A 13026-nucleotide genomic window follows, 5' to 3' on the forward strand; every position below is an offset into this window, starting at 1 on the left:
GGACACCACGTGACCGCTGAGACATACAACGACGCCGAACTGCGTCAGGCCATGCACCGTGTGCGCACGGAGGTCGACAAGGCCGTCGTCGGACAGGCGGGCACCGTGACCGGCCTGCTGGTGTCGCTTCTCGCGCGAGGCCACGTGCTCCTCGAGGGCGTGCCCGGGGTGGCGAAGACGCTCGTCGTACGCTCGTTCGCGCGTGCGCTGGGCCTCGACACGAAGCGCGTGCAGTTCACCCCCGACCTCATGCCCGGAGACGTCACCGGTTCGCTCGTGTACGACGCCCGGACGGGAGAGTTCGACTTCCGTGCAGGGCCGGTGTTCACGAACATCCTGCTCGCCGACGAGATCAACCGCACGCCCCCGAAGACGCAGGCCGCCCTGCTGGAGGCGATGGAGGAGCGACAGGTGTCCGCCGACGGCGTCAGCCGACCGCTCCCGGATCCGTTCCTCGTCGCTGCGACGCAGAACCCGATCGAGCACGAGGGCACCTACTCGCTTCCGGAGGCGCAGCTCGACCGCTTCCTGATGAAGCTGGTGGTGGGGATGCCCGAGCGGGATGCCGAGGTGTCGGTGCTCCGCAAGCATGCATCGGGCTTCTCGCCGCGCGAGCTGACGGGCGTCGAGGCGACCGTCTCCGCCGACGAGATCCGGGCGGCTCAGGACGCAGCCGGTCGTGTCGAGGTCACCGACGATGTCCTCGGCTACGTCGTGGATCTCGCGAGAGCCACTCGGCAGTCGCCCTCGGTCGAGCTCGGCGCGAGTCCTCGCGCTTCGACGGGTCTGTTGGCCGCCGCGAAGGCATGGGCGTGGCTCAACGCGTCCACCGCGGTCACCCCTGATCACGTGCAGACCATGCTCGTTCCGGTCTGGCGGCACCGACTGCAGCTGCGCCCGGATGCGCAGATGGAAGGCGTGTCGGCGGATGCCGTGCTCACGTCCGTCGTGCAGCAGACCAGGGTGCCGATCTAGGTGTTCGTCACCGGCCGTCTCGCACTCGCCGTCGCCGTCGGCATCGTTCCGCTCGTCCTCGCCGGACTCGCGGAGTTCCCGCCTTACGCCGCACTGGGCATCTGGGTGCTGTTGTGCGTGCTGCTGCTGGTGGTCGACGTACTGCTCGCACCGAATCCGCGCTCCGTCATCGTCACGAGACGCGTGCCGACCCGCGCTCGGATCGGTGAACCGGTTCCCGTCAGCGTCGCGCTGCAGAATCAGGGCACCCGCACCCTGCACGCGGTGATCCGCGACGCATGGCAGCCGACGGCCGGAGCGGGCGAGGAACGCCAGCGCCTCAGCGTGCCACCGGGTGAACGGCGACGCGTCTCCGTGCCGCTGCTGCCCCGGCGTCGAGGTGAGCTCGCGAGCGAGTTCGTGATGATCCGGTCGCTCGGTCCGCTCGGTCTCGCCGGACGGCAGGCCAGCCACCGGGTTCGCGGAACGATCCGGGTGCTCCCTGCCTTCGCCTCGCGCAAGCACCTGCCGTCACGGCTCGCACGGCTGCGCGAACTGGACGGCAACACGAGCATCCAGGTGCGCGGCCAGGGAACCGAGTTCGACTCGCTCCGCGAGTACGTCCGGGGCGACGACGTGCGGTCCATCGACTGGCGCGCGACCGCGCGGGCCGGAACCACGATGCTGAGGACCTGGCGGCCCGAGCGCGACCGCCACGTCGTGATCATCATCGATACGGGACGCACCGCCGCTGCACGGGTCGGGGATGGAACGCGGGTCGACGCCGCCCTCGAGGCATCCCTTCTGCTCGCCGCACTCGCCGCACGCGCGGGCGATCACGTGCATCTGCTCATGTACGACCGCGTCGTGCGGGCCCGCGTCACCGGTGTCGACGGGACCGCGCTGCTCCCCGCCCTCACGGACGCGATGGCCCCGGTGCACGCTCGCCTGGTCGACACAGACTGGCCAGGCGCTTTCGCCGCGGTTCGCACCCTGACGACCCGCCCCGCGCTGATCGTGGTGCTGACGGCGCAGGACGCCGCCGAGTCGGCCCGCGGATTCCTCGGAGCCTTTCCCGACGCGAGCAGGGCGACCTCCATCCTCGTCGGCTCCGTCACCGACGACGGCATCGCTGATCTCGCGGCGCAACGCGGCTCGCGCGAGGAGATCTACCTCGCGGCCGCTGCCGAACGCACCATGCGCGATGCGGAAAACGTGGCCGACGCGGTGCGCCGCGCCGGCGGAGAGGCCATCGCCGCCGACCCCGAGGCCCTGCCGCCGAGAATCGCCGACCGATACCTCGAACTGAAGGCCGCCGGGCGACTGTGACCCGCTGAGGCGTCAGCCGGCCAGGAGCCTCGGAGTCCCCGCCTCGTATTCGACGAGGTCTCCGGTCTCGCCCCGGCGGTAGGCGCGCCCGCCGATGACGAGCATGTAGATCAGGAACGCGGCGAGCGCAGCGACGCCGATGCCGATCTTGACGGGCCAGGGCAGAGCCCACCCGGTCACGAAACCCTCGATCAGGCCCGAGACGAACAGCGAGAAGACGAGTCCGATCGCCACCGTCGCGAGCGAACGCCCCTCGGCGGCGAGCGACTCTCCTCTCGAACGGTGCCCCGGCGCGACCCACGACCAGAAGAGATGGAGTCCACCGGCCGCGGCGACGAAGATCGATGTCATCTCGAGAAGGCCATGCGGGAGGATGTAGAGGATCATCACGTCGACCTGATCGTGCGCGGCCATGACGGCACCGGATACCCCGAGACCCATCGCATTCTGCACGAGGACGTTGATGGGCCAGAGCCCGGTGATGCCGAACAGGACACACTGCAGCGCGATCCAGGCGTTGTTCCACCAGACCATGCCCATGAACACCGCCGCGGGGTTCTCGGTGTAGTAGCCGGTGAAGCTCTCGTCCGCGTACTGCTCGAGTAGGTCGGGCGGGCCGAGAGTGGCCAGGAGCGCCGGGTCTGCCGAGATCCATGCGGCGGTGCCGACCACGATCGCGATGAACGACACGGCGACCACGAGCGTCGTCCAGCGCAGCCGGTAGAGGGCAGCGGGCAGCTGCAGGGAGAAGAAGCGGCCGGTCTGGGTGAGGATGTTGTCGGACGCGCCGGTGAGTCGCAGCCGCGCGCGCACGAGGATCGTCGAGAGATACGCGCCCTGTGGCGATTCGCCCACCGAGGTCTTGAGCTCGGCGAGATCAGCGGACGCCGCGCGGTACCGGACGATCAGCTCGTCGACGCCCGCACCGTCGAGTCGGGCGCGGCTCAACTGCTCGAGTCGCTCCCACTCGGCGCGGCGCGCATCTGTCAACGCATCGGCATCCACCTGATTTACTGTACTCATGTCCGCCGCGCTCGATGCATCCGACGAGGTCCTCTCCGGCGAAGCCGTCGCGATCGACGTGCAGCCGATCGGCTTCCTCCTGCGCGCCGCGGGGGCGATCATCGACCTTCTGGTCGGCCTCGCCGTCTTCCTCCTCACCCTCTTCCTGCGGATCTGGCTGCTCGACATCGGCGTTCTCGACCAGGCGACCGACACGATCGCGCTCATCGCCTCGATCGTGATCAGCTTCGTGGTCCTGCCGATCACGATGGAGGTCGCACTGAAGGGCCGCAGCCTCGGCAAACTCGCGGTGGGCGGTCGCATCGTTCGCATCGACGGGGGCGCGACCGGATTCCGCCACGCGTTCATCCGAGCACTCCTCGGCGTTCTGGAGATCTACATGACGCTGGGCAGCGTCGCGGTGCTCGCCGGAGCGTTCAGCGCCCGATCGCAACGCCTCGGAGACATGGTCGCCGGCACCTACAGCCAGCGCGTGCGCACGCCGAAGCTGATCCCCAGCGTCCCCGTACTGCCGCCGATGCTCGCTGGCTGGGCGCAGATCGCCGATGTGGCCCGCCTTCCTGACCGACTAGCACGGCGCATCTCGCAGTTCCTGCAGAGCGCTCCGCGAATGGTGCCGGCCGCCCGGGCGAAGGTGGCGCAGGATCTGCTCGCCGAGGCATCGCCGTTCGTCTCGCCTCCGCCCCCTGCTGCACCCGAGGTCGCGCTCATCGGCATCACCGTGCTCCGGCGCGAGCGGGAGCGCCGCGCCCTGCAGAACGCCGATCGCCGGGCGGAGAAGCTCACCGGTCGTCGCGTCGGCGTCTGACCGCGCCTTCGTCCGGACTCCGCCCGGCGCACGTCAGAAGCGGATCGCGTCGATCACCTTGACGCGCAGCGCGACCAGCGCAGGGATGAAGCCGGCGACCGCTCCCACCAGGATCGACGCAGCCAGACCGACGAAAGCCGCGCGCATCGGGAACGGGGGGATGTCCTGGATGCCGTAGAAGAGCGAAGTCACCACCCAGTCGGAGCGGAGCACCGCGACCACGATCGCGATGCCGACGAGGCCGGCCACCGTGGTCGCGACGAGGCTCTCGAGGAACACCGAGAAGAAGACCCGGCCCGACGTCGCGCCGAACGCACGGCGCACGCCGATCTCACGCACCCGCTGCCGCATCGCGACCAGCTGGATGTTGATCAGGCTCAGCGCTCCGAGGGCGAGGATCACCGCGGCGATGCCTCCGGTGACCATCTCGAACGTCGCCTGCGCATCGAGAGCCCCGGGTTGGGCCGCCCAGTCAGAACGGCTGACAGACACGGTCTGCCCTTCCGGAAGCCCTGCCCGCAGATCCATCGCGAGCACCGGTGCGATCTCGTCGACCTGCCCCTGCCCGAGCCAGATCTCGTACTGCGGCCATGCGCCCTCCGGCAGGGCGTCGACGCGAGCACGATATGCGTCGTAGAGGATGTCGACGCGGAGCTCCTCATCGCCGAAACCCTGACGAGGCACGACTCCCACGACCTGGTAGGTGCCCCCGGCCGGCCCGGCGAGTGTCAGGGTCGGGTGCTGAGCGACGGGTGTCCGCCCGATGCGGTCCCACAGAGCCTCGGTGATCACGACGGGCGGCGACAGAGCCTCGGCATCGGCATCGCGCATCCAGCGTCCTTCGAGCAGCTGCTCGCGATGGATCTGCGAATAGAGCGGGTCGATCAATCGCGAGTTCACGTCGACGATGCCGTCAGGGAGCTGCACGGGGACGACCATGCCCTGCGCGATCCTCGCGGTATGACTGAACTCGAATCGGTCGGTGACCCGTGTGAATCGTTCGTCGAAGGCGTCGAAGTCGACCGGCGTGCCGTCGTCGCTGCTGATCGCGACGACCAGGGTCGCCGCCCGACCGCCCCACCGATCCGACTGCTCGGCTTGGAACTGGCGTTGATACTCGGAGATGGCCACGACCCCGGTGAGAGCCGCCACAGAGACCGCGATGCCGATCAGACTGAGCAGCACCCGCAGCTTGTGCACGCGGATCTCTGACCAGGCGTCCGAGAGCGCACCGAGGATGCCGGTCACGACGCTGCTCCGCGACGTGAGGACGGCATCGCCGGCATGGCCGGCATCGCAGCCGGTGCGGACGCTCCCGAGTCCGCAGACGCGGCGGACGGGACGGAGGCAGCGAGAGTGGAGGCCTCGAATGCGCGACTGAGATCGGCCGTCTCGAGCACTCCGGCGTCGAGCCGGTAATGCCGCCGGGCACGGGCGGCCACGTGAAGGTCGTGAGTGATCGTCACGAGTGCGGCATCGGTCTCGGTGGCCACCTCGTCGAGCAACGACATGACCGATGCGCCCGTGTCGATGTCGAGAGCCCCGGTCGGCTCATCCGCGAGGATCAGCACAGGTCGACGCACGAGCGCCCTCGCTATCGCGACCCGCTGCTGCTCACCTCCGGAGAGCCGGTCGGCGATCTGCTCGATGCGATGGCCGAGGCCGACCCGCTCGAGCATGTCGGCGGCGATCTGCCTCCTGTTCCAGAACATCCGACCCCGCGCATGGCCGAGGGGCATCATCACGTTGTCGAGTGCCGTCCGCCCGGGCAGCAGATTGAACTGCTGGAAGACGAAGCCGACGTTGTCCCCGCGCAGCCTGTCCAGCCGCCCAGAGCGCATTCGCCGCACTTCGCGGTCTTCGAAGGACACGGACCCGGTTGTCGGGGAATCGAGCATACCGAGGATGTTGAGCAGCGTGGACTTGCCCGAGCCCGACCTGCCGACGATCGAGACGTGGTCTCCGGCACTCACCTCCAGCGAGATCCCCCGCAGGATCTCGAGTTCCGAGTCGTCTGCGAGTCTCACGCTCTTGGTCACATCGTTGAGCGCGACGAGCGTCACCAGCTCATCCCACTGTCGCACTGCTCGACGCCGGGCTCGATCTCGTAGCAGAACTCTTCGACCGGCGCGACGAATCCGGGAACGAACTGCCTGATCGACTCGCCCTCCTCGAGACCGGAGACCACCTCGACCATCGCTCCGTCACTCACGCCGAGCTCGACAGCGCGCTCTTCGGGTTCGGCACCGTCGCCGGCATCGACCCACACATTGCCCGTGCCGGCACCGCCCTGCACAGCCGTGACCGGGACCACCAGGGCGTCATCGACCTGTCCGAGCGCGAGATCCATCGTCGCCGGCAAACCTGCGAAGACGACCTGGTCCCCGGGGACGGAGCATCTGACGCTCGCCGTGCCCTCCGCACTCACCTGCACTCGCACTCCCGTGCAGGCGAACGGCGCCGGTCCGCCGGTGATGGTCACCGACGCCTCGGACGGTGCGTTCACCAGGCGGTACAGCTGCACAGGCTCCACCGTCGCCAGCAGGTGGTAGCGCGCCGGCGTGAGCGTGAAGATCTCGGTGCCCGCGGACGTCACCTGCCCCTTCACCAGAGCGATCTCCGAGACGTCACCCGCCTCGGACGCCAGCACATCCACATCCTTCTTCGGTTCGTCCTGTCTGATCGTGAAGAGCTTCTGACCGGCCGCGACCGTCGCTCCCTCCGGCACGTGCACAGCGACGACCGTGCCGGTGACCTCGGTGCGCACCGGGAAGGAGTCGTCGCGAGCGACATTGCCGCTCAGAGTGAGCGCGTTCACGACAGAGCCTCGCTCGACCGGGATGATCGGGTCTCCGATCGACGACTCGGGGCTGACCATCGCCTCGCTGCTGTCAGGGAAGAACGCGATCTTCACGAGAGCTGCGGCGCACGCCCCGAAGACGAGCACGAGCAGAAGGGGGAAGATCCAGCGTCGCCAGACGATCACAGCGGCCTTTCCGGCGGCGCCGCCCTGGCGCATCCGCGGTCAGCGTAGCCGGATGCGTCGAGGACTCACCGCGACCGGGCGGCGTGTCTCATCCAACGAAGTGAAGAACTCAGGCGCGAAGCGCCTCGTGACGAACCACGAGCCATCCCGCAGGCACGGAGAGCCGCTCCGCGTGCTGCGCGCACAGATCGTGAGCATGGGGATGCCGCGCCATGCCCAACGGCCCCAACGCCGCCATCTGGTCGCCGTAATCGTAGGTGAGCGTCGCCACGGCTTCACGCGCGCAGCCGACCTTCGAGCAGAGTCTTCCGTCCATTCACGCCAGGCTACGTCCAGGTTCTCCCGACGAGCGGATGCCGCGCCGCCCTGGCCCACAGACTCGGCCTAGACTTTCGCTATGCCCCGCCGTCCCCGCACCTCCGAAGCACCCCGACGCGGGGCCAGGCACGGACGGCACGGACGACTCGGACGCAGTGAGGTCGTGCGTCCTCCCCTGGCTCCTCTCGACGGGCGCATCGACCGATTCGATCTGACCGTCGGCACTGCGGTGGAGTTCCTCCGCGGCACGTGGCCGGAGCTGCAGGAGGTGCGGTTCGAGATCGGTGCGATGCCGGCGTTCGATGCGACGGACGAAGTGCCCCGTTGGCACCTCGACCATGACAAAGCGCGGATCGTGCTCTTCCGGCTTCCGATCGAGCGGCTCCTGCCACCCGGGCATGACGACGGCGCTCACCGGAGGATGGCTATCGAGAGCGCCGTCTTCAGGGCTGCGGCGGAGTACGTCGGCCGCGAACCGTGGGATCTCGGCGGTCACGACCACTGAGATCGGAGAGTCCGCTCACCGGCGGACTCGTCACGGATAGACGGTGATGCTCTGCTGAGCCCCCGTCGCGGGCCACACCGGCCACACCGCCAGCTCACCGGCCGCACTCATCGCGACGGATGCATGCACGGGTGCCGACGTCGACATCGCGTAGACCGTGCGCGGCTTGACATCGACCGATGCCGACGAGCCGGCGGGCACGGTGACCTCGATCGGATCTCCCCCCGCGGTGGGAGCGAGCTGCACCGTCGCGTCGGACTCCTCGCGGTTGGCGAGCACCACGCGGGGGCTCGGCCCCGCAGGCACAGCCACGTAGACATCGTCCTCGAGCTCCGGGGCCGACGTGACCCAGGCGAAATCGTCCTTCGGGCCGGCGACGTCCTGCTGTCGCACGCCGGCGAGCACCGGGTTGTCGGATTCGATGCTCATCGTGTAGCTCCCCGGCGAGAGCGCCGACAGCGAGAGCTCCGTCGGCACGTCCGCGGTGAGCGGGACGGTGAACTCCTCGGAGACCGTCGATGATCCGACCTCGCTGACCTTCACCACTGCCTGGGAATCGACCTCGGGCGACATCAGACGCAGGACCGCCATGTCGGCGTTGTCGCCCTGATTCTCGAAGACCTCGATACCGGGAAGCACCGGCTCACGCTGCGCCGCGGGAACCGCATCCTGCAGATCGATGCCCGCAGGGTCGAGCGTGCGGGTGAGCGAGGACTGCAGCACGGCTCGCACCGGTGCACCCGTCGCCTCCACCTTGACGATCGGGAAGTCCGATCCGGCGGCGATCGATGTCAGCGGGAGGGCGATCTGCGACTCCGCGGGGACGATCACGGTGCTCGACGCCCGCACTGAGCCGTACACGCCGAGTGACACGGTGGAGGGCACGACGCCCGGATTCGTGAGAACGACGAGGTCCTCGGTCCCGGTGGCGACAGTCCCGCCCACGAGCCACGACTCGAGGCCGGCAGGGCGACACGGAGCGGCGGCGAGACCGGACAGATCCGCCTCTGCGAGGCTGGCGGACTCCGTGGCGCCGAGCAGCGGAGCCTGGCGTCCTTCGACGGCGCCGACGAGGCGCTGCGCGGATCCGCCGTCGGCGAGGTCCCTCGCGCTCAGAGGGGTCGACTCCGGTCGTCCCGACGAACCCTCCACCGTCAGCTGGGGAGAAGCCGCCGACACCATCTCGAGAGGATTGGAGGGATCGCGTCCGACGGCGCGCATATCTCCGTTGCACACGAGCACCGTGTCGCCGGGAAGAGGCGTGACCTGCGCCTGAGCAGGCTGGTGCACGACTGTCGGCCACGGCGCCGTGATGCCGAAGGCGACGCCGACGACGCACGCTCCGGCGACGACTGCGCCGGTCAGGACTCGAGCGCCGGTGGCCGCCACCCGGAATGCGCGGTTGCCGGTCATCGTCGCTGCCTCTCGTCGTCTTCGGGGTGTTCGTCGGCCTGGTCCGTCGCGCCCGCGTCGCCTTCATAGCCATTCACGACATCGGCATCGGTGTCGATGTCGGTGTCGGCACGCTCCTGCATTCCGCTCGATATGTCGTGCTCAGGGGAACCGAGCTCGGCGGCGTCTGAGGAGCCGACGCCGGTCGTTCCCGCAGCCTCAAGGACCTGAGCGTCCCCCGTCGACGTGCGAGGGGCATCGCGGCCCTCGGAGTCCTCGCGGTCCTCGGGGTGTCGCGGAAGAACGATCGGCTCTTCGGGCGCGCGTCCGACGATGCGCGACCTGGCACGTGCCGCTCGTCGCGATGCACGCGTCGGCACGGACAGCAGCAGCGCGGCGAGAACGAGCGCGAGCTGGATCGTGATCACGAAGCGCGCAGTCGCCTGCTCAGCCGACGAGAGCGGGGCACGCGGCGACGCGTCGGCCTCGAGCCGATAGAGCACACCGCGATCGGTGGAACCGGCCTGGACGAACCCCGCCCGCTGGTCGAGCGACGTCACGGCCGCAGTACGCAGAGAGCGGGCACGATCGGACTCCTCGCCCGAGACCTGCGCGACGAGGACATAGGAGATCCCCGTCTTGCCCAGTTCATCGGCCGCATCGAAATCCCGCGCCGAGAGCAGGTCGACCGCCAGCGTGGTGAGGTCGGAACCGCGCAGCTCGGTCGCTGTCGAGAGAATCGTCGTCTGTGCGCTCAGCGTCTCGCTTGCGCCCCACGCGACCTCGGTCGCAAGCCCTCCGTCGTTCTGGGGCGTGAGCACGAGCGTGCCGATCTCGCGATCCGCTCCTGCTTGTGCGGCGACGTACGCCGGCAGGGTCGACGCGGGCCCCTCGCGAAGCTCGGAGAGATCCGTGTGGAATGCCGCGAGCGCAGGAACCGCGCATACCGCGATCGAGAGCCCGGCGACCGCCGCGCTCAGGACCCTCACCCGCGGCATCGACAACGCCGTGTCGAGAGTCACGAGAGCGGCGCCCGTGACTCCGATCCAGGCCAGGCTGAGACCGGAGCCCGGCCAGATCGCGACGGGCGCGCCCTGGGCGAAGGACACGGCGACGCCGACCGCGAGGAATGCGGTGGCGATGCCCGAGAGTGCGACGACCAGAAGCGTGATGCCCGCTCGCCAGCGCGGAGCGACCGACGATCCGAGAGCGAGAAGCGCCAGCGGGGCGAGCAGCGCACCCGCCCACGGCGCAAGGTCGAGGTCGACCCGGGAGACCCATCCGGCCATGTCTCCGGACGGGAATCCCGTGGCCAGGGCGAGTCTGCCTGCCGCATCGGCTGCCGCCTGCGGCCCGCTCCAGACCGAGCCGGGATCCGCGAGAACAGCGATGATGTCTCCGTGTCGGAGCTGCCAGAGCACGAGCGGAGCGAAGAGGACGACAGCAGGAACCGGCACCCAGAGCAGGCGGATGGCCCCGCGGATCCGGGCGCCTGCGAGAGTGATGCCGAGCGCGATGACCCACAGCAGAAGGAGCGCCGGGGCCAGAGACGGTGCACACGCCGCGACCGCGGCGAAGAGGATCGAGGCGGCACCTGCCGCACCCCACGAACGATGGGCCACCGCAGCGGCGTGGAACAGCCACGGCAGGAGGAGGTGCACCAGCACGCCGGCCGGACGACCGTCGATCAGGGCGGTCAGGAAGGTGGGCGCGAGCGCCCACACGATGCCGGCGAAGATGCGCAGTCCCGCACGATCCGTGACACGGGTGGCGGCGAACCAGCCGCCGAGCACGGCAAGCGGCAGCGCCAGCACCCAGAGGAGCACGAGGGAGAACGACGGGGCGCCCGGCCAGAGCGACCCGAGCACTGCGAGCACCGCGGCGAACGGATCGGCCGGGCCCACGACGTCGACCCCGAGGCCCCGAAGCCCCCAGGCGGCATCGCTCCAGAGGGCTCCGACCGTCTCGCGCAGCGGAAGCAGAGCACCGCCGCCCAGCACCGGCCACGCGAGGATCGTGGTGAAGGTCGCGAGGCTGACCACGAGTGCGCCGAGCACCGCCCAGGCGCCGCCGCCGGAGAAGAACCGCAGCTCGCTGGCGGATCCGCCCTCGCTGCCGTGACCGTCGTCGAGCCGTCGACGCAGGTCGGAGCTGCTCACACGCAACGGTGCGATGCTCGACCAGCTCGATGTCCGGAACGAGCGGATCCGCGCGCGAGATCGGGCGATCGCGCCGAAGCGGAACATCGCCGTGACTGCCGCTGCCCACTCGGGAGCGACCGCTTCGGGCCGCTTGCCGATCAGATCGGTCATCGAGCGCCAGAGGGCAAGCGGAAGGAGACTCAGCCAGTGCAGCGGCACGGCGATCGCCGGGGCGTAGGCGAGTCTGCGGTGCAGCTGCGCGAGTCTGGTCGCGAACGCGCGCCGACCTCGCGCGGTCGGCAGCGCGCCGGGTCCGTCGGGCGAGACCGACACTCTCGCCGACGGCGCGAGCACGACGCGTCCGCCGCCGAGTCGGGCGCGGACTCCGAGGTCGAGCCCCTGGTCGGCTCCCGCGAGGGCCGGATCCGGTCGCAGCGCATCGCGGACCTCGCCGCGGATCAGCATGCCGCGGATGTCGGCGCCCAGAGCGTCGTCGCTGCCATCGTGCTGTCCCTGGTCCAGCTCACCGGCGGCCAGCTCGACAGCACGTCCGAGGGTCGTCATGCTGACCCCGAGCGAGACGATCTCGCGGTCGTTGTCGGTATGCACGAGCTTCGGCGCCACGATCGCCGCAGACGGCGAGCGCTCGAGCGTGCCGACCAGGCGCTCGAGAGCGCGCTGGTGAGGTGCCGTGTCGTGCGCGAGCAGCCAGACAGCACTGCCCTCGAGGATGCGGGGTCTGGCCAGCTCGACCGCGTCGGCGAACGATGTGCTGCCGCGCGTCTGGATGATGCCTTCGACGGCGCTCGCGATGGCCTCGCTCTCGCGGGCAGAGGCTGCATCGCCGCACATCACGAGCGTGATCGCGGCGGGGGGTGTGGTCTGGGAGCGCAACGCATCGAGTGTGCGGAGCAGCTGCGCGCGGGCGGAAGAACCGGGGCGCGCGACGATGATTGCATGAACTCGGGCTGGCATGACCTGGTCAGCCTATGCGCGCCTCAGAGCTGCGGGGCATACCTGCTGCGGCGTGGCCGCGAAGCCATGAGGATCGGATGTGGTCCTCGGGAGCGGCACGAAGCGCGGGTACGGCACACGCGATGCCGACGATGGGGTCTCAGCTCGCGCGACGCTTGAGCTTGCGGCGCTCGCGCTCGGAGAGGCCGCCCCAGATTCCGAAGCGCTCGTCGTTGTTGAGCGCGTATTCGAGGCATTCGCCACGCACATCGCACGACGTGCAGATCCGCTTCGCGTCACGAGTGGATCCGCCCTTCTCAGGGAAGAACGCCTCAGGATCGGTCTGCGAGCAGAGCGCATCGCTCTGCCATGCCAGAGCGTTCTCGTCGTCGGTCTCGACCTTCCGAACCCCGGGGACACCGAGGTTGATCGGATCGACGAACCAGTTCTCCGGTACGTCTGAACGGTAACCCGTCATCTCGCTCTCCAACCCCTAAATTCCGCCCCCTCGGCGGGCCGTGCTCAACTAATTACACCCGTGTCATTCGCATCGGTCAAGTCGCGGATCGTAAACCCTCAATCCGGTCTTGAAGGTTCTTGACCTCTGCACGGCGTG

The 13026-nt window shown here is 69.3% G+C and carries 12 protein-coding genes; 4 read left to right on the forward strand and 8 right to left on the reverse strand.

What is annotated here, in order from left to right:
* Nucleotides 1–51 precede the first annotated feature (51 nt).
* Together ACIP5T_RS05110 and ACIP5T_RS05115 are read left to right on the forward strand one after the other, a co-directional pair.
* Complete coding sequence (locus ACIP5T_RS05110) at nucleotides 52–975, forward strand: MoxR family ATPase (RefSeq protein WP_042542171.1); 924 nt, start codon at nucleotides 52–54, stop codon at nucleotides 973–975.
* Nucleotides 976–2283, forward strand: coding sequence for a DUF58 domain-containing protein (locus ACIP5T_RS05115; protein ID WP_400861105.1), 1308 nt, complete (start codon nucleotides 976–978; stop codon nucleotides 2281–2283).
* A gap of 12 nt (nucleotides 2284–2295) precedes the next feature.
* Here ACIP5T_RS05115 and ACIP5T_RS05120 read toward each other — a convergent pair whose 3' ends face one another.
* A complete protein-coding gene (locus tag ACIP5T_RS05120) occupies nucleotides 2296–3288 on the reverse strand; it encodes a stage II sporulation protein M (protein WP_400864605.1) in 993 nt (330 codons plus the stop codon).
* 16 nt (nucleotides 3289–3304) lie between these two features.
* Between ACIP5T_RS05120 and ACIP5T_RS05125 the strand changes: the two genes are divergently transcribed.
* Nucleotides 3305–4114, forward strand: coding sequence for an RDD family protein (locus ACIP5T_RS05125; RefSeq protein WP_400861107.1), 810 nt, complete (start codon nucleotides 3305–3307; stop codon nucleotides 4112–4114).
* Nucleotides 4115–4147: 33 nt separating this feature from the next.
* Here ACIP5T_RS05125 and ACIP5T_RS05130 read toward each other — a convergent pair whose 3' ends face one another.
* The 4 genes from ACIP5T_RS05130 to ACIP5T_RS05145 form a co-directional block, all read right to left on the reverse strand.
* Complete coding sequence (locus tag ACIP5T_RS05130; protein WP_400861109.1) at nucleotides 4148–5362, reverse strand: ABC transporter permease; 1215 nt, start codon at nucleotides 5360–5362, stop codon at nucleotides 4148–4150.
* Nucleotides 5359–6177 carry an ABC transporter ATP-binding protein gene (locus ACIP5T_RS05135; RefSeq protein WP_400861111.1) on the reverse strand — a complete coding sequence of 273 codons (819 nt, stop codon included), beginning with the start codon at nucleotides 6175–6177 and terminating at the stop codon, nucleotides 5359–5361. The genes ACIP5T_RS05130 and ACIP5T_RS05135 overlap by 4 nt, the downstream gene beginning before the upstream one ends.
* Entirely contained in the window at nucleotides 6174–7133 is a 960-nt protein-coding gene (locus ACIP5T_RS05140) for an efflux RND transporter periplasmic adaptor subunit (protein WP_400861113.1), read from the reverse strand. Before ACIP5T_RS05140 ends, ACIP5T_RS05135 begins: the two co-directional genes overlap by 4 nt.
* A gap of 76 nt (nucleotides 7134–7209) precedes the next feature.
* Nucleotides 7210–7416 (reverse strand): DUF3499 family protein, encoded by a 207-nt coding sequence (locus tag ACIP5T_RS05145; protein WP_400861114.1) that lies wholly within the window; start codon nucleotides 7414–7416, stop codon nucleotides 7210–7212.
* 165 nt (nucleotides 7417–7581) lie between these two features.
* Here ACIP5T_RS05145 and ACIP5T_RS05150 point away from each other — a divergent pair, with 165 nt between their 5' ends.
* A complete protein-coding gene (locus ACIP5T_RS05150; RefSeq protein WP_400864608.1) occupies nucleotides 7582–7923 on the forward strand; it encodes a metallopeptidase family protein in 342 nt (113 codons plus the stop codon).
* A gap of 30 nt (nucleotides 7924–7953) precedes the next feature.
* On the opposite strand, the gene ACIP5T_RS05155 is transcribed toward ACIP5T_RS05150, so the two are convergent.
* From ACIP5T_RS05155 to ACIP5T_RS05165, 3 genes are all read right to left on the reverse strand, one after another.
* Nucleotides 7954–9336 (reverse strand): DUF5719 family protein, encoded by a 1383-nt coding sequence (locus ACIP5T_RS05155; protein WP_400861115.1) that lies wholly within the window; start codon nucleotides 9334–9336, stop codon nucleotides 7954–7956.
* Nucleotides 9333–12431, reverse strand: a complete 3099-nt coding sequence (locus tag ACIP5T_RS05160; protein ID WP_400861117.1) for a glycosyltransferase — start codon at nucleotides 12429–12431, stop codon at nucleotides 9333–9335. The genes ACIP5T_RS05155 and ACIP5T_RS05160 overlap by 4 nt, the downstream gene beginning before the upstream one ends.
* Nucleotides 12432–12570: 139 nt before the next feature.
* Nucleotides 12571–12888: a WhiB family transcriptional regulator gene (locus ACIP5T_RS05165; RefSeq protein WP_400861119.1), complete on the reverse strand. Its 318-nt coding sequence runs from the start codon at nucleotides 12886–12888 to the stop codon at nucleotides 12571–12573.
* Nucleotides 12889–13026 lie beyond the last annotated feature (138 nt).

Origin of the sequence: Microbacterium sp. NPDC088619, from assembly GCF_044752825.1 — a bacterium.
In the GTDB taxonomy this organism is placed as follows: Bacteria; Actinomycetota; Actinomycetes; order Actinomycetales; family Microbacteriaceae; genus Microbacterium.